This window comes from Ignavibacterium sp. (assembly GCF_025998815.1).
Classification (GTDB): Bacteria; Bacteroidota; Ignavibacteria; order Ignavibacteriales; family Ignavibacteriaceae; genus Ignavibacterium.
The window spans coordinates 3,470,765-3,491,185 of sequence record NZ_AP026678.1 but is presented as its reverse complement, the minus strand read 5'-3'; the positions used below and the strand labels follow the sequence as shown (position 1 = coordinate 3,491,185).

16 protein-coding genes and 1 tRNA gene are annotated in these 20,421 nt (G+C 32.2%); 5 read left to right on the top strand and 12 right to left on the bottom strand.

Annotated elements, in window-relative coordinates; translation table 11 throughout:
- Positions 1-3 precede the first annotated feature (3 nt).
- The gene (gene lysA / locus Q0X14_RS15315) at positions 4-1,266 is read left to right on the top strand and encodes a diaminopimelate decarboxylase (RefSeq protein WP_297840548.1); all 1,263 of its coding nucleotides are present in this window, start codon (positions 4-6) and stop codon (positions 1,264-1,266) included.
- A 62-nt stretch (positions 1,267-1,328) separates the two neighbouring features.
- On the opposite strand, the gene Q0X14_RS15310 is transcribed toward lysA, so the two are convergent.
- The 9 genes from Q0X14_RS15310 to Q0X14_RS15270 are packed head-to-tail and all read right to left on the bottom strand — an operon-like array spanning position 1,329 to position 13,438.
- Positions 1,329-2,654: a (Fe-S)-binding protein gene (locus Q0X14_RS15310; RefSeq protein WP_297840545.1), complete on the bottom strand. Its 1,326-nt coding sequence runs from the start codon at positions 2,652-2,654 to the stop codon at positions 1,329-1,331.
- The gene (locus Q0X14_RS15305) at positions 2,647-4,086 is read right to left on the bottom strand and encodes an FAD-linked oxidase C-terminal domain-containing protein (protein ID WP_297840542.1); all 1,440 of its coding nucleotides are present in this window, start codon (positions 4,084-4,086) and stop codon (positions 2,647-2,649) included. Before Q0X14_RS15305 ends, Q0X14_RS15310 begins: the two co-directional genes overlap by 8 nt.
- Before the next feature lie 46 nt (positions 4,087-4,132).
- A complete protein-coding gene (locus Q0X14_RS15300) occupies positions 4,133-6,118 on the bottom strand; it encodes a CHASE2 domain-containing protein (RefSeq protein WP_297840540.1) in 1,986 nt (661 codons plus the stop codon).
- Positions 6,105-6,698, bottom strand: a complete 594-nt coding sequence (locus Q0X14_RS15295) for a hypothetical protein (protein WP_297840537.1) — start codon at positions 6,696-6,698, stop codon at positions 6,105-6,107. The genes Q0X14_RS15300 and Q0X14_RS15295 overlap by 14 nt, the downstream gene beginning before the upstream one ends.
- A gap of 2 nt (positions 6,699-6,700) precedes the next feature.
- The gene (locus Q0X14_RS15290) at positions 6,701-8,104 is read right to left on the bottom strand and encodes a C1 family peptidase (protein WP_297840535.1); all 1,404 of its coding nucleotides are present in this window, start codon (positions 8,102-8,104) and stop codon (positions 6,701-6,703) included.
- Positions 8,058-10,103, bottom strand: coding sequence for a caspase family protein (locus Q0X14_RS15285; RefSeq protein ID WP_297840531.1), 2,046 nt, complete (start codon positions 10,101-10,103; stop codon positions 8,058-8,060). The genes Q0X14_RS15290 and Q0X14_RS15285 overlap by 47 nt, the downstream gene beginning before the upstream one ends.
- Positions 10,075-10,809, bottom strand: coding sequence for a hypothetical protein (locus Q0X14_RS15280; RefSeq protein ID WP_297840529.1), 735 nt, complete (start codon positions 10,807-10,809; stop codon positions 10,075-10,077). Before Q0X14_RS15280 ends, Q0X14_RS15285 begins: the two co-directional genes overlap by 29 nt.
- A 14-nt stretch (positions 10,810-10,823) precedes the next feature.
- Complete coding sequence (locus Q0X14_RS15275; protein WP_297840526.1) at positions 10,824-12,266, bottom strand: caspase family protein; 1,443 nt, start codon at positions 12,264-12,266, stop codon at positions 10,824-10,826.
- Positions 12,263-13,438 (bottom strand): formylglycine-generating enzyme family protein, encoded by a 1,176-nt coding sequence (locus Q0X14_RS15270; protein ID WP_297840523.1) that lies wholly within the window; start codon positions 13,436-13,438, stop codon positions 12,263-12,265. Before Q0X14_RS15270 ends, Q0X14_RS15275 begins: the two co-directional genes overlap by 4 nt.
- Positions 13,439-13,534: 96 nt before the next feature.
- Between Q0X14_RS15270 and Q0X14_RS15265 the strand changes: the two genes are divergently transcribed.
- Both Q0X14_RS15265 and Q0X14_RS15260 read left to right on the top strand, forming a co-directional pair.
- Positions 13,535-13,897: a sulfite exporter TauE/SafE family protein gene (locus Q0X14_RS15265; protein WP_297840522.1), complete on the top strand. Its 363-nt coding sequence runs from the start codon at positions 13,535-13,537 to the stop codon at positions 13,895-13,897.
- 116 nt (positions 13,898-14,013) lie between these two features.
- Positions 14,014-14,850: a hypothetical protein gene (locus Q0X14_RS15260; RefSeq protein ID WP_297840521.1), complete on the top strand. Its 837-nt coding sequence runs from the start codon at positions 14,014-14,016 to the stop codon at positions 14,848-14,850.
- On the opposite strand, the gene Q0X14_RS15255 is transcribed toward Q0X14_RS15260, so the two are convergent.
- A tRNA-Thr gene (locus Q0X14_RS15255) sits at positions 14,832-14,904 on the bottom strand. The genes Q0X14_RS15260 and Q0X14_RS15255 overlap by 19 nt on opposite strands.
- A gap of 45 nt (positions 14,905-14,949) precedes the next feature.
- Positions 14,950-16,260, bottom strand: coding sequence for a hemolysin family protein (locus tag Q0X14_RS15250; protein ID WP_297840518.1), 1,311 nt, complete (start codon positions 16,258-16,260; stop codon positions 14,950-14,952).
- Between the two features lie 95 nt (positions 16,261-16,355).
- Between Q0X14_RS15250 and Q0X14_RS15245 the strand changes: the two genes are divergently transcribed.
- Positions 16,356-16,697: a DUF971 domain-containing protein gene (locus Q0X14_RS15245; protein WP_297840515.1), complete on the top strand. Its 342-nt coding sequence runs from the start codon at positions 16,356-16,358 to the stop codon at positions 16,695-16,697.
- Positions 16,694-17,473: an RNA methyltransferase gene (locus tag Q0X14_RS15240; protein WP_297840514.1), complete on the top strand. Its 780-nt coding sequence runs from the start codon at positions 16,694-16,696 to the stop codon at positions 17,471-17,473. The genes Q0X14_RS15245 and Q0X14_RS15240 overlap by 4 nt, the downstream gene beginning before the upstream one ends.
- Before the next feature lie 104 nt (positions 17,474-17,577).
- Here Q0X14_RS15240 and Q0X14_RS15235 read toward each other — a convergent pair whose 3' ends face one another.
- Entirely contained in the window at positions 17,578-20,418 is a 2,841-nt protein-coding gene (locus tag Q0X14_RS15235) for an alpha-amylase family glycosyl hydrolase (protein WP_297840512.1), read from the bottom strand.
- Positions 20,419-20,421: the final 3 nt, after the last annotated feature.

Here is a 20,421-nt window from a genome sequence, read left to right as displayed (position 1 = left end):
ACTATGAATTACTTTGAAACAGAATTTATCAAATACAAAAACAATGAATTATTCATTGAAAACATAAAAGCAATTGAAATTATTAAACAGTTCGGAACACCTCTCTATGTTTACAGCAAAAATCATTTCATCAATCAATACCAGAAATTTGAAAAAGCATTCTCTGCAGTCGATCATAAGATTTTTTATGCGATGAAATCAAATTTTAATTTGAGCGTTATCAACACTTTTGTCCGGCTTGGAAGTGGAGTTGATGTGAATTCCGAAGGCGAATTATTCAGAGCATTAAAGACAGGAGTTGCGCCTTCAAAAATAATTTTAACAGGTGTTGGAAAAACAAAGGATGAAATTCGGTTGGGATTAGAGAAAAAAGTTCTGATGATAAAAGCAGAATCTGAAGAAGAAGTAGAACTGATAAACAAAATTGCTTCTGAAAAGAATCTTGTAGCACCTGTTGCTTTGCGGGTAAATCCAGATGTTGATGCTAAAACGCATCCGTACATCTCAACAGGATTATCAAAAAATAAATTTGGAATAGACACAACAACAGCTCTTTCGATATATCGGAGAAGAAATGATTTTAAGCATATTCAATTCACAGGAATTGATATGCATATCGGCTCACAAATAACAACCATTGAACCTTTTGTTGAAGCAATTCAGAGAATGAGTGAATTATATTTTACGCTAAGTGGTGAAGGTCTGAAGCTCAGCCACTTTGATGTTGGCGGTGGAATTGGAGTTCAGTATAATGATGAAAGCTCTTTTACAATTGAAGAATTCTCTGAAAGAATAGTTCCATTATTTAAAAAACTTGATTGCAAAATTCTTTTTGAACCAGGAAGATTTTTAACTGCTAACGGCGGAGTTTTACTCACCGAAGTTCTTTACAATAAACAAAACGGTAATAAAAATTTCATCATTGTTGATGCAGCAATGAATGATTTACTAAGACCAACAATTTATCAGGCATATCATCATATTCAACCTATAGTTAAAAATGAAAGCAGAACTGAAATAGTTGCTGATATAGTTGGTCCCGTTTGTGAAACCGGAGATTATTTTGCTCGCGATAGAAAAATAACGAAAACTCTATCAGGAGAATTTCTTGCAATTATGTCTGCCGGAGCTTATGGAATGACTATGGCTTCAAATTATAATGCAAGAAGAAGACCAGCAGAAATTTTAGTTGACGCAGATAAAGTTTTAGTTGCCCGAAGTCGCGAAACATTTGACCATCTGTTGTGGGATGAGAAAATTATATAATGTTTGCGATTTGATTTTATATCGGATGAAATAATTCGTAAGAAATTTGAATAGAAATTTTTTCACGAAAGAAGTTTTTTTATCAGTGTAACCGGATGAAGAACTTCAACATCAACATTAAATTTTTCTGCACCGTATTTTATCTGACCCATACAACCGGGATTTCCTGTTAAAACAATTTTTGCGCCTGTGTTTCTGATATTCTTCATTTTTCTTTGCAACTGAATCAAAGCATCTTCATATCGCACAACATTATAAATGCCGGCACTACCACAACACCAAGAAGCTTCTTCAAGCTCGGTATATTTTATTCCCGGCAATGATTTGATTACTTCTCTTGGTTGTAAAGAAACTTTTTGAGCGTGAGCTAAATGACAAGCGTCGTGATATGTTATAAGTTCTTGTTCAGATTTAAGATTAAGTTTTGGATTTGAAATCGAAATACCATTTAATGGCTTTTGTTCAGCAAAGAATTCCATCACATCCTTTACTTTTGAAGAAAATCGTTTAGCTTTTTCGGAGTAATCAGGATCATTTTCTAAAAGATGTGAATAGTCTTTCATAAAAGCACCACAACCGGCAGAATTGGAAATCAAATAATCATAATCATGTTTATCAAAAGCATCGATATTTTTTCTTGCTAACTTTAAGGCAAATTCCATATCACCGTTATGTGCCATCAATGAACCACAGCAAACCTGATCTTTTGGTGTAATAATTTTACAACCAACCTCTTTTAGAACATCTATAGTATCAATGTTAATATCAGCGAACATCGTATTCATCAAACAACCAAAGTGAAATGCTGTTTTGTATTTGATTTCTCCTGCTGGTAACTCAATCTCTTTGATTCTCGAATCTGAAAAGTGACTTGCAATTGGAGGAGAAAGCTTTTCAATCTCAGGAAGATTTTTAGAAAATAGTTTGAGAATTCCTGTTGCCCTTACAAGTTTTTGTATTCCTGATTTTTGATAAAACCAAAGTAACCGTGAAAAAAATTTTAACCAGAATCTGGAGGCAACAATTTTTCTCAAAGCTAATCTTTTAAGAAATAGCTGAACTTTTGGTGTATATCCACTTTCATCAACTAAAACACGAGCTGCTTCAACCATTCTTCCATACTTAACTCCGGCCGGACAGGCAGTTTCGCACGCCTGGCAATCCAGACAAAAATTCATTTCTTCGGCAAACAAAGAACTTAATTCCATTTCACCACGAGCTACCGATCTTATCATCCTGATTCTTCCTCGTGGAGAAGATCTCTCAAGTTTTGTCAAATCATAAGTTGGGCAAGTTGCCAGACACATTCCACAATGAATACACTGTTGGAGTATGTCATCGCTTGGTAAGACTTTTAATAATTCTGAATTTTGTTGGAGATTACTCATTAAAATTCTTTATGTGTTCTCTTTTTTTAGGAAGCGCTCCTTCGCATTTCGGTGAGAGAGCAAATATTTTACCCGGGTTAAGAATGTTATTTACATCAATGGCTTTTTTAATTCTCATCATCATATCTAATCCGACTGGTCCGGTTACCTTTTCAAGAAATTGTTTTTTTGCCAAACCAGTTCCATGCTCACCGGTAATAGTTCCGCCAAGTTTAACAGCTTCATCGAAAATATAATCAAAAGCACGATGAGCTTTATCAAGTTCTTTCTGCTCTCTTTCATCTGTTAAAGCTGTTGGATGAAGATTCCCATCTCCAGCGTGACCAAAGTTACCAATCATCACATCAAACATTTTTGATGCTTTTACAATCTTCTCAATCATTACAGGTAATTCACTTCTTGGTACAGTTGCATCTTCAAGAATAGTTGTAGGCATTCTTCTTGCCAAAGCACTGAAGGCACTTCGCCGGGCAGTTTTCAATATATTTGCCTGTGCTTCATCAAATGCTTCACGAACAGCCAAAGCTTTATTCTTTTTCAGTATAAACTTAACCGTTTCAGCATCATCTTTAACTTCACTACCACGACCATCAACTTCAATAAGTAATAACGCATCTACATTTCTTGGCAAACCAATTTTAGTATAATCTTCAACGCAATTAATTGTAGTGTTATCAAGAAACTCCATCATTGCAGGGGTGATTTTAGCCGCAATTATATCAGATACTGCTTGTGCACTATCTGTTAATTTTTCAAAGAATGCTAAAATAGTTATTGACTTGGTTGGCTTAGGAATTAACTTCAATAAAACTTTAGTTATTATTCCTAATGTACCTTCACTTCCAACAATAAAATCCCTTAGATTATAGCCGGCAACATCTTTCATATTTTTCCCACCAGTTCTCAGAAATTTCCCGTCTGGCAGAATCATTTCGACGCCAAGTACATAATTTTTTGTTACACCATATTTCAATCCACGCAATCCACCAGCATTGTTAGCAACATTTCCACCGATAGTACAAACATTAAGACTTCCAGGATCTGGAGGATAAAACAATCCAAGCTTTTCAACTTCTTTCTGAAGAATACCGGTTACAACTCCCGGTTGAACTGTAGCAGTTAAATTTTTCTCATCAATCTCCAGAATTTTATTCCATTTTGTCATTACAATTACAACAGAATTCTCAGTTGGGACAGAACCACCGCTTAGCCCGGTTCCAGCACCTCTTGGCACAACATTAAACTTAGTATTATTTGCCAGATCAATAATTTTAGATATCTGTTCTTCATCTTGCGGAAAAACAACCGCTTCAGGCATCTGCTGAATTACAGGGGTTCCATCATAAGAATAAACTAAACGATCCTCAAAAGAATCAAAATAATTATCCTGCCCAACAATAGATTTAATTTTATTTTTAACAGATGCATCCATAAGAATCTAAATTATTTGTAAGTCAAATTTAAGAAATGTTTTGATTCTAAAATGGCTTTTTATTCTTCTTAATAATTAAAAAAGTAATATCATCATTCTGAAGTTCATCTTTTTTCCATTTTAGAATTAAATCTTTTAGATCAGATACTATTTCATTGGTGGATTTGTGGGAACAGTTCAAAAGCGTTTGTTTGATGTTTTCAATACCGAGCATTTCTTTTTTAGAATTGAAAAGTTCGCTTAAGCCATCTGTATAAATAAATAATATGTCGTCTTCTTCGAGTTTTATTGTTGATTCAATAAATTCAAAGTTAGCTTTTACACCTAGAGGAATATTTTTATGGTGGTAAAGATCAAACTTATTTAAGTTTGCTTTATAATGAATAAGAGGTGGTAATCCAGCGACAGAAAAAGTAATATAATTTCGATTAACAGAGATAATTACCATACAGAGAAACAGTTTAGTAAAATTAATTTTCTTTAAAGTGTTATTTATTTGAAATAGTGTTTTAGAAGGACCATTTAGCTTAAGTGAAGTAATAATTGTCTTTAAAGAGACTACCAAAATTCCTGCCTGAAGACCATGACCAGAACCATCCGCAACAAATATTTTTATTTCTTCATCATTCTGATAATAATCAAAAAAGTCGCCGCCTACTTCTTCTGCTGAACTGATATAAGCTGATATTTCATAATCAAGGAAAATAAAGTTACTTCTGGGCATTAAATTCTGTAGAATTTTTTTTGTTTCCTGCATTTCGAAAGACTTTCGATAATTATCTAATTCAATAATTTTCTTTTCTTTTAAGAAAATAAATTCAATTAGAAAAAATCCAAGAGTAAAAGACAGAATTAAACATACAACTATTGAAACATAAAATAAAAAATGACCCAGAATAAACAGTATGAGAGTTAATAATGTTAATAAGAAAATTGAGGACAACAAGCTTACAAATAAATAAATTCTTTTTTGTTTGAAGAACAATGAAAATAAAATAATTAGCAAAATATTTAATACTAGAGTACGCTGGTTAAAACTAATTTTATTAATAAAGGTATTATTTATTAATGCATTTAACATCGATGAATGTAACATCACTAGAGGAGTAAGCTTTGATAATGGTGTTGGGTAAATATCGGCAGCACTTGCTGAGACATCAGCAATTAGCACAATCTTGCCATTTAAAGAATTTCTTAACCTTACTTTATCATATATATCATTGTTCATTTTGATCAAATCCTCTAAAGCCAAAGCTTCGAAATCATTGCCCCACTCAGAAACAAAAGGAACGAGAGTCCTTCCTAAATGATCAATTGGAATCTTTAAATTATCATTAATTATAAGGAATTCATTCTCTATTAATTTCACTGTAAAAACAGAATCTTTCTTCATTCTTAAAAATGAAGCGAAACTTAATGATGGAATAAAAGTTGAATCTTTATTTATTATCAATCTTGTATGTCGCATTACACCATCTTTATCGGAGTAATCGCTAATATGCCCTAAGAAACTGTCTTTAGAGAGAAACTTTAAATTTGGAAATATTATTTCATTAGAAGTTGATAATTTTAAGTGAGTTTGCAAATCTATTAATTTAATTGTCTTTAAATCTTTGTTGGTTGTTATATCAGGGTAGTTTATCAAAGCAATTGGCTGAATAATGTTATCATATTTGCTTAATACTTTAGATAAGGCAATATCATCTCTTGGATTTGATGGATGAAGAAAGATTATATCAAAGATTATTAATTCTACCCCCAACTCCTCTAGTAAGGCTACAGCTTCTGCGATTTTACTTCTATCAATTAAATTAGATTTAAATAATTCCTCATAAGTATTGTTCGTAATCAAAACATATTGAATATTCTTATTTTTATATTGTTTATAAACCTTGCTTAATAAAAAATCATAAACTAAATAATCAAAAGATATTCCATTTGGTAAAAAAACATAATTAAATATATTTATCCAGATAATTATAAGGAATAGCCAAATTGTAAGAGTTCTGTTCCTTTTTTTATTGGTTAACATCAAATAAATACTTCTTTATTAAAACATTACTAACCTCTAATTCTTCAGATAATTCAGATGTACGTATATTACCACTTAATTGGAGGATTGGAGGTACAGGTTTGCTTTTAATAGTAAAAAACTCATTAAACTGATCATCAATTAATTTCCATTTTTCTTCACAATTCAATGAGGGTTTTAATAATATGTCATAAAGTTTAAATTCTCTTTTGAATATTACTAAACTGATTTCTTCAGTCTTGTTAGAGCCATCAAATACAAAAAATTCTTTGGGACTTGGTAAATAATAATTTCTATTAGAGTTGATAAAAACATTCGTCAAAATCTTACAATCTTTTAAAGATTTATTTATCATAATCAATCGAACATCTGAATTCGATCTAACTATAAATTGAAATTTTTCACTTGTATTTATTTTATCAAAACTTTTAGCGAGTCTGAACTTTCCATTATCACCATATATAATTAAATCAACTTGAACTATTAAATTAGTTCTATTCAATGAATTATTTTGCAAAAATGAAAGTTGTAAATAACACATATTCAACAGAATTATTGTTGAAATTATAATTAAATACATATCTACCTTCTTTTCTTTATCTTGAATACTATTGGAGACATTTTATCAAAATTTGCAATTGAGCTAAACAATATTTTATTATCAGAGTTAATAAAAACGGATAATTGATTTTCGCTTTTTGCTAGAAGCTTTGATATTATTTCACTAATCCCTTTCTTATCAAACAACATTTTTTGCGTTAATTCATAAAGATCAACAGGTCTTTTTGAAAGTAAGATAAATATGTAATCTTCTGTCCCTTTATCATCAAGTTCTAAAAAGTGAAATTCGTCTGGGATGGGTAGTGTACTTCTTCTATAAGGGAATATATTATTTGTTAATGAATCTTTCGGGAAAATTTTTGTAAAATTTTTTTGATCATCAATGGCAAAGCAATAAATGTAGCAAGGTGTGTTATTTGTTATAAAAATTTCGAACTGGGTTTTGGGAGGATAAGCATTTTTTGAACAAATAATCCCATTTACTTTTTCAAATTCCATTAAACTGCTATCAAGTAGTTTTAGATAAATCGAACCATTATATGCATCATTGATATTTGTTAAATTCACTTTTTCAATTAACTCATAGCCATTGTAAACAAAGTGTTCAAAATCTCTATACTTTATCCAACAATATCCATTTATTCCCCATTCACTTCCCCAACTGTTCAATATTTCAAACGAACCCCCATATTTTTCATCATCATATCCGGTTACTACCACAGCGTGTCCATTGTGGTAATTTTTATAATCCTCAGGTTTTGGTTCCCATACATCTGTAACATTTTCAAAAGATATCGGGCAAGCCATGGCTATTATCACTGGCTTAAATTCCGAAACGCTTTTTTTTGTTTTTAGTACTTTAAGTTTATCATTTCGTGAAAAAATCTCTCTATAATCTAGAATGTCATAATTTTTTGCTTTGATTAAATCACTTAAACTGACAATCCTGTCACAAGAATAATCAAAATCTTTATAAAAAAGCGACCCTTTATTTTTAATAATATCCAGTGCCTCTCTAAGAGATATTCCAGATAAGCACATTGTATCCTTTTTTAATTGGTTGTAAACAAAAGAGGGCGAAAAGTAATAATCTTTCTTATCGATGGTTTCTAATCTATTCGAAATTAGATATGATATTGTTCTTGCAGAATATGCTGTTGCCCAAGCTCCACAAGTAGAGAAGGGACCTTGATCACCTGGTTCCGGAGCATAATTTTTCAAGGTTATATATCTAGGTAAATTAAAATAATCCGATAAAATAAGGGTGGGAGACCTTTGTACAGACAAATCATCTTCAGATTCCAATATTAATCCCCTCGAATATTTCTGAGCCATACAAAGATTAGTCAGAAATAAAAAGAATGTCAATAAAATGATTTTATTTTTTAATAAAAACAAAATCACCGCCCTCATCTCCAGTATCATTAATATTTCCGAAAAGAGGTCTTTGATTTAAAGGACTGTTATTAATCACTGCTTCCCTGAAGTTTAAGAACAATTCTTCAGAAGTTAAATGACTTTTCTTATTCTCACGAAGTGCTTTAAGCAAATAATAGATGAATATACTTTTATCAGGAACAGGTGTTAAAGCACCACTTGTAATTGCCTTTCGAGCAGTTCTTGATTGATAATATTCAATATCATACGACTCACCTAAGAATGCATCTCTGGTCTTAAATATGCTACCACTAAAACAAGCATCGCTTATCAATAAAGTATGTTTTGATTTAATTGCTTTTATATATGCTGTAATTTCAGTGTTAGTAATTACTTGGGATAAATCATTCGGCTTGGAATCTGCCGGTAACCAGTATCCTTGTTCAGCTATCTCGTCCCAATTTCCATGACCAGCATAAAAAACTAATAAATTGTCTGAAGAATTTAGCTTATTCTTTAAGGTCAAAAATGATTTAATAATTTCAGATCTTTGTGGATTAAATAGTGTTATGATGTTTCCCTCATCAAAGGAATATAAATCAACCAGCAGTCTTTTTAACTCTAAAGCATCCTTTATTGGATATTTCAGGTCTAGATTATCATCATCATAATCCTGAATAGCAATTAATAGAGCATAATAATTTGATTTTTCACTATTAAATGTATCTACTAAGATGGGGTTTGAATGCACCTCAACTTCATAATTCTGATTAGAAAATAATGCCAAACCTTTCTCGAGAAAATCGATTTTTATTTTATTATTACTCCACCAGATTAATTCTTCTTTAAGTTTTCTGAAATCCTCTTCATCCCCATTCAATAAAAAATCTTTAGATAACTCTTTAAAGATAGAATCTTTATTTAACAGATAACTTGAAAAAATTAAAGGAAGTAACTCAGAATTCTTAATCTTCTTTTTGAGATTAAAATCTAATGTGCTCAAAACATTTTCACTTTCATCAATCAAACCATTTTCAAAAAAAAGTTTTCCAACATCATATTTTACATTGTTATCTTCCGATAAATAATAGTTTTGAGAAATAATCTTAAGCAAAGGTAGATAGTATGAGTTTGGAGAAATGCTTGAAAATTTTTTAATATCTTCATAGGAAAATTTCCAAGGTAAACCTTCGTTCTTATATTCTGAGATGAAATTTTCCAAATATCCTACATCGTTATCAATATAATGTAAAAAGAGTTCATTCTTTAAATTTTTAATTTTTTGAAAAGTCACTTCATCAATTTCTTTTTCATTGTCACGATTAAGTGAATAAATAAAATGGTTAAAAATTCTTATATCAAAGTTTAATAAGTTCTCACTTAAAAAAATTGTAACTGAATCAATCCTTGGGATAAAATAATCTTTCAACTTATCCATATTGATGCCTATCGTCTTACAAATACCAGAGATTCCAATTTCGGGATTAGCAAAAGCTTGATAAGCCATATAGGCAGAATATATTTTTATTAAACTATCCGATTTCTCGTTTATAATTGAGAAAAAATTTAGTTGCAATTCAGGTGAAAGACTTGAATAAAGTCTAAGCAAATTGAGGAGCGATTTTTCAGTTACACTATATCCACAAAACTGAATATTCTCCAAATATGTTTGAACCATATAAATATTATTATCATTCATATAATGTATAGTCAAATCAAGTAGAGGTAACGAACAAGGGTCTTTAATTAATCTAACACACGAATTTATAAGTTCTTCATCTGCTGAAATTTTGTCAAAATGATATTTAAAGACTAATTTGAGCTGTTTTTGGGCTTGATAATCGTTCGGGTCAAGACTGAGAATTTTTACCAAAAGAGACAGGCAAGAAGCCATGTCCTTTTTCTCATTGAAAACTTGCAATTGTCTTTTCAATTCCGAGATATCGGTTTCAGAATTATTTATCTGTGCTAATCCAATTTCACAGAAAAATAAAAACCCCAGAAGAACAAAAACCAATTCAGAATGTAAATATAATTTGGAATTCATATCGTCTAAAAAAATTATCAAAAGTTTTGACTCCCCACTTATCGTCGGGGTAAAGGTTTTCTGATGTATATCTAAATGATAAGATATTTGACGGATTTATATAAGCACCTATGCCTAAACCTGAATTTCCAAAATCAAAATAAATTGCTGGTCTTAATGCTAACGGAATTAAGTTAAATTGTCCCACAGAATAATTTTCCAATTCACCCTTGTCGAGTATTGCTACTGTTCCTCCGATGTTTACTAAATCTATTCCGAAATGTGCTGTGATAGCATAACCATCCTTCAGAATTATAGTATATTCTGGATTAATAGATAATGTGAAAAAGTCCATATTAATTTGATAGTATTTTATTTCATTTTGAGGGAATACTAATTCTCCATCGGAACCAATAGAAGTTGAACCCATTGCTAACCCAATTCTGAAAATCCCATCTAAGGTAAATCTAATTTCACTAAAATTATTAATAAGAATATTTCCAATATTTGTAATATCATAATCTGTTGCATAAGAAATACCATGGTAATCAATTCTTGATGGAGTAATTCCATTTGGTAATTTATGTGACCCGCTATAATAGCCAAATGAAGAAAGATTGGGTTCCCTACTATAAATTTTCAAGTTACCATATTCAGAGGTTTGAGCATATAACAATGTAGTTAATAGAAATACAAAAATGGTTATTATATAATTTTTTATTTCCATTTTAACCCTCATAATCAGTTATGAATAAAAATAAAGTCACCTGAAAGACCTTCATCACCGGTAAAAGGAATACTACCATATTCCGGAGTTTGAGAAATCTTGGTGTTGTTTAATAATGCGGCGCGAACTTTTGTAAAAAGTTCCTGGGTTGTTAAAAATTTATTTTTATTTTCCAATAAAAACTTTATTAAGTATTCTGTAAACTTGCTTCTGTCCTGAACTTTTTGATTTTTTACACCACTTGTCATCGCTTTACGGCTTTTGACCTTATAGATCTCCAATATAGATCTGGATGCATCTCTAAAAGGTTCTCTGGAGCTAAAAATTGAACCAGCAAAACAAGCATCCGAAATCAGTAATGTATGTTTAGTGTTTATAGCTCTTATAAAATCTCTTATTGTGCTATTAGGTAACCAATTACTATAGTCATCTTTAACAGCATCTGATGGTAACCAATACCCCATATCTTGGTCTGAGTCAAAAAAACCGTGACCAGCAAAAAATATCAGTAAATTATCTTTTTCAGTAAGCTTTTCTCTTAACTTCTGAAAAGCAGATATTATTGCTGTTCTCCTAGGATTTTTCAAAGTAATAATATTATTCTTTTCGAATTGATAATTATCAATCAAAACTTTTTTCAAATTTTCAATATCCCTGATCGGATAATCAAGATTATTTATTCTTTGATCGGCATAATCCTCGACTCCAATTAAAATTGCATGGTATTTAACTTCGCTGATTTCAGTTAAAGTAGTACTTGGATCTTCAACCTTAATTACAGCTGTAATTTCAGTAAAATTTCCAAAGATATCAGATGCATAGATTACCAGAGATTCCGGGGGTTCGGGACCCAAATTAAAATAAAAATTACCATCGAATACTGAATCAACGTTAATGTCGTTGACTTTAATTTCTGATATTTCATTCTCGTCAAAAAATTTGCCTCTAAGAATAATACTCTCATCTTTTGTAGGTTTTGGAATAACTTGTATTCCCCTGCTAAGCTGCTCAAAGGGTGGTAGAAGTTTTAATTGAGGTGGATTTACATCGGCTCTTGGATCATAATTTATTCTTATTCTTTTCTCAAACTTGTTATTTCTTTTGTCAACAGCAGTAATAGTCAAAAGATTTTCGCCACTATTTAGTCGGAAAGATGTTGAATATTGACCATTTATGAAGGTACCGATAAAATTATTATTGACAAATATTTTAGTTTTTCCCAAGTTATCTGAAACTAGTCCGTTTATAAAAAAAATCGAATCTCGATGATTTATTGCAAAACCTTCTTTTACATTAGGTAGGTTAACTGATAATATTGGTGGAACTGTATCTGGTGGTAAAGCTTTGATATTTAAACGAATTAAATCACTTTTTGAAGAAAACTTTATTTGGGGAATAAGTAAAGAAGTATTAAATGTCAATGATATTGTTAAAAATATTATAAAGTATTTTTTCATTTGGATTCCTCCAATTTAATCGAACGTGCAACTCTGAAACCAATATCAATTCCATATGAATCCGGAGAAATATAACTTCTCTCATAGACTCTAATACCTTTTTGAGATGAAGTAAATGAACCACCCCTTATCACCTTATATTTCCCAAGAAATGGTCCTACCGGATTTTCAATTTCAGATTGAGAATAATAATTCCACTCATACCAATCGAGGCAAAACTCCCAAACATTTCCACTCATCTGAAATAAACCACAATCATTGGGAGGATAAGCGCCAAGGGATTGTGTCTTTAAAAATGATAAAGTACTAGAATTTTTTAGAGAGTCAAATTGGAACCAAGAATTATAGTTAAAATATTTTGTATCCAATGAATCAATAATTGAAGAATAACGAACTTTTTTACCACCACAGCGAGCAGCATACTCCCATTCAGCTTCTGTGGGAAGTCTAAAACCATAAAATTTACAAAACTCATTTGCACCATACCAGGTTACCCCCGTCACTGGATAATATTCAAAACCATCAACCGGCTTCCATTTATCATTTATCTGAACTAATCCATTCTCAATTGGATAGTATAAGCGTTCCCCCTTAAATTCTCCTGATTTAACAAAGTTACTGCCATAATCATTTAGAAATTTTGCAAATTGATAATTTGAAACTTCATATTTTCCAATTTCAAAATCGTCAATTTGTACTTTATGAACCGGCACTTCATCAACTTCTCCCTCATTAAATTCATCTCCCATATCGAATGAACCCCCTCTGAAAGTTATCATTTGCATATCTGTTTCGCTTCCTAAAAAAGTAGCATTTATTTTAAATACAAAATCTTCTCCTATAAGTTCTAAATTCTCCTCTAAGGGTTTCCAATAAACAATTTTATTTATGCCTCTACTTATACCGTAACCAAATTGCCCTTCCAAAGCTTTAGGATTTATTACATAACTCATTCCCCCATTATTCGATACTTCAAAGTCAATATAATATCTATCCTGATCACGCTGGCTAATTAAATTATATACTATTTTAATTGAATCTTCCTCTTGCTCAATTTTTACTATTTTTATGCTCTGAGGAATAATTGGAGTAAAAAATGAAAATAGAATTAAAAAGAAAAGATTTGTTATTAAGAAATATTTTATACGGCAAAATTCTTTAAGGTGTCTCATAAGCGATTGATTTATATTTATTAAACCCTCAACTATATTATAAATGAAAAAAAAAGTTTCTCGGAAAAATTCAAAAATTTTTTTAGTGGAGTTTTTATGCAGTATTTCATAATCCTGTTAATTACTGGCTTACTGGCAGGAGTAATGAGTGGATTTTTAGGTATCGGAGGTGGAATAATAGTGATTCCTGCTCTGGTTTATTTATTGGATTTTTCTCAAAAGCAAGCTCAGGGAACTTCATTAGCTATGTTGTTACCTCCAATTGGTTTACTTGCTGCCTATAATTACTATAAAGCCGGACTGGTCGATATCAAAGCAGCGGTTATACTTATAATAGCATTTATTATCGGAAGTTATTTTTCTTCAATGGTTGCAGTTAATCTTCCTGAAAACATTATTAAAAAAGTTTTCGGAGTTTTTCTTTTGTTTTATGCTTTTAAACTTTTTTTTGAAAAGTAATAGAATAAAAATCGGCTTAATGATTAAAAAATTTTAGATTCATCTAAACTGAGGATTATATTTACTCCAAAACATCGAAGATTCCAAAACTTAATGATTATCACTGGGCTTTAAAAATGCAAAAACCCGAGTCTGTTTTCTCGGGTTTTCCATTTAGAGCTGGCGAAGGGATTTTCCAGAGGTTGCTTCGCAGAATCCCCGACCTGCTGATCTTCTTTCTGGTCAAAATACAAAAACCCGAGTTTGTTTTCTCGGGTTTTCTATTCAGAGCTGGCGAAGGGATTTTCCAAAGGTTGCTTCGCAGAATCCCCGACCTGCTGATCTTCTTTCTGGTCAAAATGCAAAAACCCGAGTTTGTTTTCCCGGGTTTTCTATTCAGAGCTGGCGAAGGGATTTTCCAAAGGTTGCTGCGCAGAACCCCCGACCTGCTGATTTTCTTTCTGGTTAAAATGCAAAAACCCGAGTCTGTTTTCTCGGGTTTTCCATTTAGAGCTGGCGAAGGGATTTTCCAGAGGTTGCTTCGCAGAATCCCCGACCTGCTGATCTTCTTTCTGGTCAAAATACAAAAACCCGAGTTTGTTTTCTCGGGTTTTCTATTCAGAGCTGGCGAAGGGATTTTCCAAAGGTTGCTTCGCAGAATCCCCGACCTGCTGATCTTCTTTCTGGTTAAAATGCAAAAACCCGAGTTTGTTTTCTCGGGTTTTCTATTCAGAGCTGGCGAAGGGATTTTCCAAAGGATGCTGCGCAGAACCCCCGACCTGCTGATCTTCTTTCTGGTCAAAATGCAAAAACCCGAGTTTGTTTTCCCGGGTTTTCTATTCAGAGCTGGCGAAGGGATTTTCCAAAGGATGCTGCGCAGAACCCCCGACCTGCTGATCTTCGTTCTGGTTAAAATGCAAAAACCCGAGTTTGTTTTCTCGGGTTTTCTATTCAGAGCTGGCGAAGGGATTTGAACCCCCGACCTGCTGATTACAAGTCAGCTGCTCTACCAACTGAGCTACGCCAGCATTTCAAAATTTGCGAGCCAAAGTTATAGTAATTCCAACTTCTAATCAAGAATTTTCTTCTTCGATTTCCTTTAAATCACCTTTTTGTGAGTAAACCCGAAATTGAACCATTTTCTGACGAATCTTCTTAATAAGCTCAAAAACTAATCCTTCAAATTCCAACTGATCGCCTGGATTCAGAATTCTTCCGGTTCTTTCCGCAACGAATCCTGCTATTGTATTATACTCCTCGGACTCAGGTAATTTGTAATTAAAAACTTCATTAAAATCACTGATGTTCATCGACCCAAGTATATAATATTTACCGTCTTTGCCCCTGTTGTATAATTTATATTCTTTACCTTCATTCCTGATTTCACCAATAATTTCTTCAAGAATATCTTCCATTGTTATCATTCCTTCAGTTCCACCATATTCATCTGTTACAATCGCAAGTCTTTGTCCTTGTTTCTGCATATCTCTTAATATATGAGAGATTGGTTTGGATTCAGGTACATAATAAACTGGTCTCATCAATTCCTTAAGTGATATATTTTTTTTCTCAATCAATGATTTCATTACATCTTTTGTGTGAAGTACTCCGATTATGTTATCAATTGAATTTTCATAAACGGGTATTAGAGTATGACCAGTTTGAATAATTTTTTTAATGTTCAAATCGAAATCATCATCTATATTGATTGCTACCATATCTGTTCGCGGAATCATTACTTCGTTTGCCTTTAAATCGGTAAACTCGAATACATTTTCAATTATCTGCTGTTCAGTCTCATCAAGTGTTCCTGATTTTACACCATCTGAAATTATATCAAGTATTTCATCTTCAAATGGTTTCGATTGTGAGAATCCAATTTTTTCTTTTATTGGAACCAGAATAAAGTTTGCTACTGATGAAATTAACTTTATCGGATATCTGAAAATAGTTGCGAGTAAAAGAATTTTTCTGACAGATTTTTTCCCTATATAATCAGAATATCTGAATGCAATTGCCTTTGGTAAAAGAACATTAAAAATCAATACAATGAGAGTAAGAATTAGTGCAGTTAAGAGAACTGCAACAATATCAGCAACATCACTCAGTTCTTCTGCTTTGGAAATAAGATTTAATATATTTCTCGAAAGGATAAAATATCCAAGTATGCTTATTGTAATAAGTAAAAAATGATAAATAAATTGAATCGTCCCGTAAACTTCTTCCTGTTGCGAATTTAGTTTTTCAAAGTAAGTTACGGTTTCATCTTTTGCTTCACGAAGTTCTTCTATTTTATTTTCACCAAAAGCACCAAGAGCAATTTCTGATATGGATAGTAAGAAGTTAATAAACACCAGAATCAGAAATAATATTATTAAAAGCATCTTTCCTTTAGATTATTTTGTCTACACAAAAATAGTATAATCTTTGCTCAATCATAAGTTATATTTGCATAGTAAATCACATTGAATTTTATTTTATGAAACCTAAACAAATAAAAATTCTGGATAAAACTAAGTTGTTTGTTAAATGGGATGATGATACAGAATCAACTATTGGATTAAAGTATCTTCGTGATGAATGTCCTTGTGCTAATTGTAAAGGAGAGACAATTCTTTTGAAGACTTATCGTCCACCAAAGTTGAATTTCATTAAAGAAGGAATGTATGAAATTCAGAATATTGAAGTTGTTGGCGGATATGCAATTCAAATTACCTGGAAGGATGGACATAACACAGGAATTTATTCGTGGGAATATTTAAAGGAACTTGAAAAGGGTGAAAAAGATAATACTCGTCAGAACTATGATAAGCTTTTATGATTACAAGAAATGAGTTAAAATATTATTCATCTCTTTCCCAAAAGAAATTTCGTGAAAGCGAATTAAAGTTTCTTGTTGAGGGATTAAAAAATGTTACTGAAGGTCTGAACAGTCATTTTAGCTGCGAAATAATTTTAACCACTTTTGAATTTGCTGAACAACATAAAAGTTTACTTAAAGAAGCTAAAAGAAAGAAAATCCGAATTGAAACGATTCGCTCACAGGATTTTATTAGAATCTCGGAGACTAAATCTCCTCAGGGAATTGCTGCGGTATTTAAGTATGCTAAACTTAATTTCTTTCCTGATAAAACTGAATCAAAAATATTAGTATATCTTGATAACATCTCTGATCCGGGAAATCTTGGAACAATTATCAGAACTTGTGACTGGTTTGGGATTAATGAAATTTTAATCAGTAAAAACTCTGTTGATTATCTTAATCCGAAAGCGATAAGAGCATCAATGGGCTCGATTTTTCATCTTTACATTTTTGAAGAGCTTGATTCCGATGTCCTAGCTGATTTGCAGAATAAAAATTTTAAAATAATTTGTTCTGATCTTGAGGGTAAAAATCTTTTTGAATATAAATTTCCGGAAAAGTTTGTTCTGGTATTTTCTAACGAAGCAGTAGGTCCTTCGGATTCAGTTAAGAAGATTGCGGATGATATTTTAACAATCCCCAAATTCGGCAATGCCGAGTCATTAAATGTAGCAATCGCATCCGGAATTATTTTATCAAGAGCTTTGTCTATCCAAGCAACTCACTTTATTTGATTATCTCTGTGCGTTCTTAGCCAATAGCTTTGCGCTCCTTGTGGTTAAATTGCTTTTTCACCGCAAAGGACGCGAAGGATGTCGCAAAGTACAGCAAAGATTTTTTATCTCAGTAATATCATCTTCCTGGTTTGAATGAAATTGCCAGCTTGCAATCGATAAAAATATACTCCGCTGGATAATCGCTCTGCATTGAATTCTACTTCATAATATCCGGGTTCTTTTTGTTCGTTGACTAATGTCGAAACTTCATTACCGAGAATGTCAAAAACTTTTAATGTTACAAGATTCCTCGCTCCGCTCGGAATGACAAATGTAATTTTAGTAGTAGGGTTAAATGGATTTGGGTAGTTCTGCTCTAAAGAAAATTCAGTTGGAATTGATTCACTAACCTCTTCTGCATCAAGTAATAATCCGGGTTCCGGAGTCGGAAGCTTAACATTTGTATAAATGTGAAATTCACCTGGCTCAAGTGTTATCTGCTGATTTGGATTTGTTACTTCAATACTATCACCACTGAAGTAATCATACCACCAACCTGTTGAACTAAAATTAGCTGACGGAGAAAGTGGTCCAACATAAAAATTTCCAATGATTGCTACATCCATTGTAGGATGATAAAGATTAATTTTCTTTATAAATCCACCTGTGTCCATTGTAAAGTTACTCGTACTAAATGCTACATAGTTCTTTTTAAGATTAATTAACTCTCTGAAAACCTTATAAAGATTTTTTCTTCGAAGATCATTAAGGTAATCCCATTTAACAGGCTTTTCTCCGGTTCTTCCGTTAAAGTCAATACTGATATCATAACCCAGCTCACCAAACTGCCAGAACATTTTAGGTCCGGGAATTGGGAAAAGAAATGTTGCTGCAAGCTTAATTCTTTGCAAAGCAATAGATAAGTTTCTGATATTGTAATCACCTAATGAATTTCCATACATTAGATTTTTGTACATCAATCTTTCTTCATCGTGGCTTTCCATGTAAGTTATCAAATGAGGATATGCCCAACCACGTGTTTTGTAAGAACCCCAACTTAAACTTGATTGATATCCCATTGCAGCTTCACTGTAATCGTGATTAAGATTTCCCCACAACAACATACCGTAGTTTGAGAGAACAACTTCCTCAGAGTTATCTGCAAAATGCTCAAGTATTACATAAGCAGTTGAATCAACTTCCCAAATTTTATCAGCCATTCTGGTAAGGATATTTATTCGTGATTGATCATATTGACTCCATTGACCAACATCATTGGAAAAATTCTGTGTAAAACCTTTCGAAAGATCAAATCTGAATCCATCAAACTTAAATTGCTTTAACCAATATTCGTTTACTCTATCTACAAAATATTTTGTTGCATTGCTTTCGTGGTTAAAATCATTAAAAACATTAAACGGATGTCTTGCAACAGGATTCAGATAAGGATTATTTTGTGCTGGTCTGTTTTGAATATCATCCCACCACAACATTGCCAAAGGTGACAGATTATCAGCGTGGTTTAAAACCATATCAAGGATAACTGCAATTCCATTCTGGTGGCAAAGATCTATGAACTGCTTTAATTTATTTGCGGTTCCATAATATTTATCTACTGCGGTGTGATAAATTGGATTATAGCCCCAACTAAGATTACCACTGAATTCCATAATCGGCATCAATTCAATAGCGTTAACTCCAAGCGATTTAAGATAAGATAAAGTATCAATAAGGAATTGAAAATTTCTTTGCGTAGAAAAATCACGAATGTGTAATTCATAAATCACGAGATTTTCTTTGGGAGGTTTTTGAAAATTCTGAACCTGCCATTGATATTGCGATTGACCTGGCTGTAAAATACTAACTATCTTTTCTGTCTTTCCACTCGGATATGGCTTTAAGTTTGGATAAGTTGTAGCGGGAATGAATTGATCATTCCAGGGATCAAGAATTTTTTCTGAGAATGGATCGCCTGTTCTGATTTTACCATCCACCAAATATTGAAATGCATATTCAACTCCCGGACTCAGAGAGGAAAGTTCTATCCACCAAATAACACTATCCTGATTAACATATTGTCTTTTCATAAAATAATTTGTTTGGACTTTCCAATCATTGAAATCGCCAATGACAAAAACAAAATCTTTATATGGAGCAAAGAGTGCAAGTGTCGCTGTAACCGGACTTGTATAATTTATTCCTGGCTGGATACCATTTGGTAATGGCGCGTTAACAATCTGAGGATTTACAAACATCATAAATGAAGTTGAATCAATACTATTTACAGTATCAACTCCAACGACTTTAACTATATGCGGACCAACTGAGAAATTTGAGTATGAAAAATTGTATATCAATCGTGAAGAATCACTCTGTGCTACCGGATTTCCATCAACAAACAAAGTTATTGATTGAACTCTTGTCTGAATTTCAACAGCACGAATGTCAATTGGAACTGTTTCACCTTCTTTAACAAATGCAGGAGAGCGTTGCGGATCACCAAACTGAACTGAAACAACAGGATTCTGAACAACAAGATTTAATCCTGGTTGATATAAATTTAAGAAAATATCCGGACGTGTTTGTTTTGTTGCGTCAGCGCTTCTAAAGACTAAAGCTATCGCATTGATGATTTCTGCTGGATTTGTTACACTGTAAAATATTCTTGGATAACCAACAGTTAATTTATAAAGATTAGGTCCCAATCTTGTCAAAGCCGGCTGAGTTTGATTATTGCCCCAACTACCAATCACATGCTGCCAATTACCAAAATTAGTATTTACTCCTGTGTGAGCGTAAACTGTTCCGGTATAGTTTAGTAATTCTTCAGCACCAGGTTGAGTTGCATCAAAAAATATTACAATACTATCAAGTTGAGTTGGATATTCTGGTTGAGTTACAACTATCTGAGGGAAAATATTTATCGAAAATAATAATAAAGTAAGATTCAATAGTTTTTTCATTTC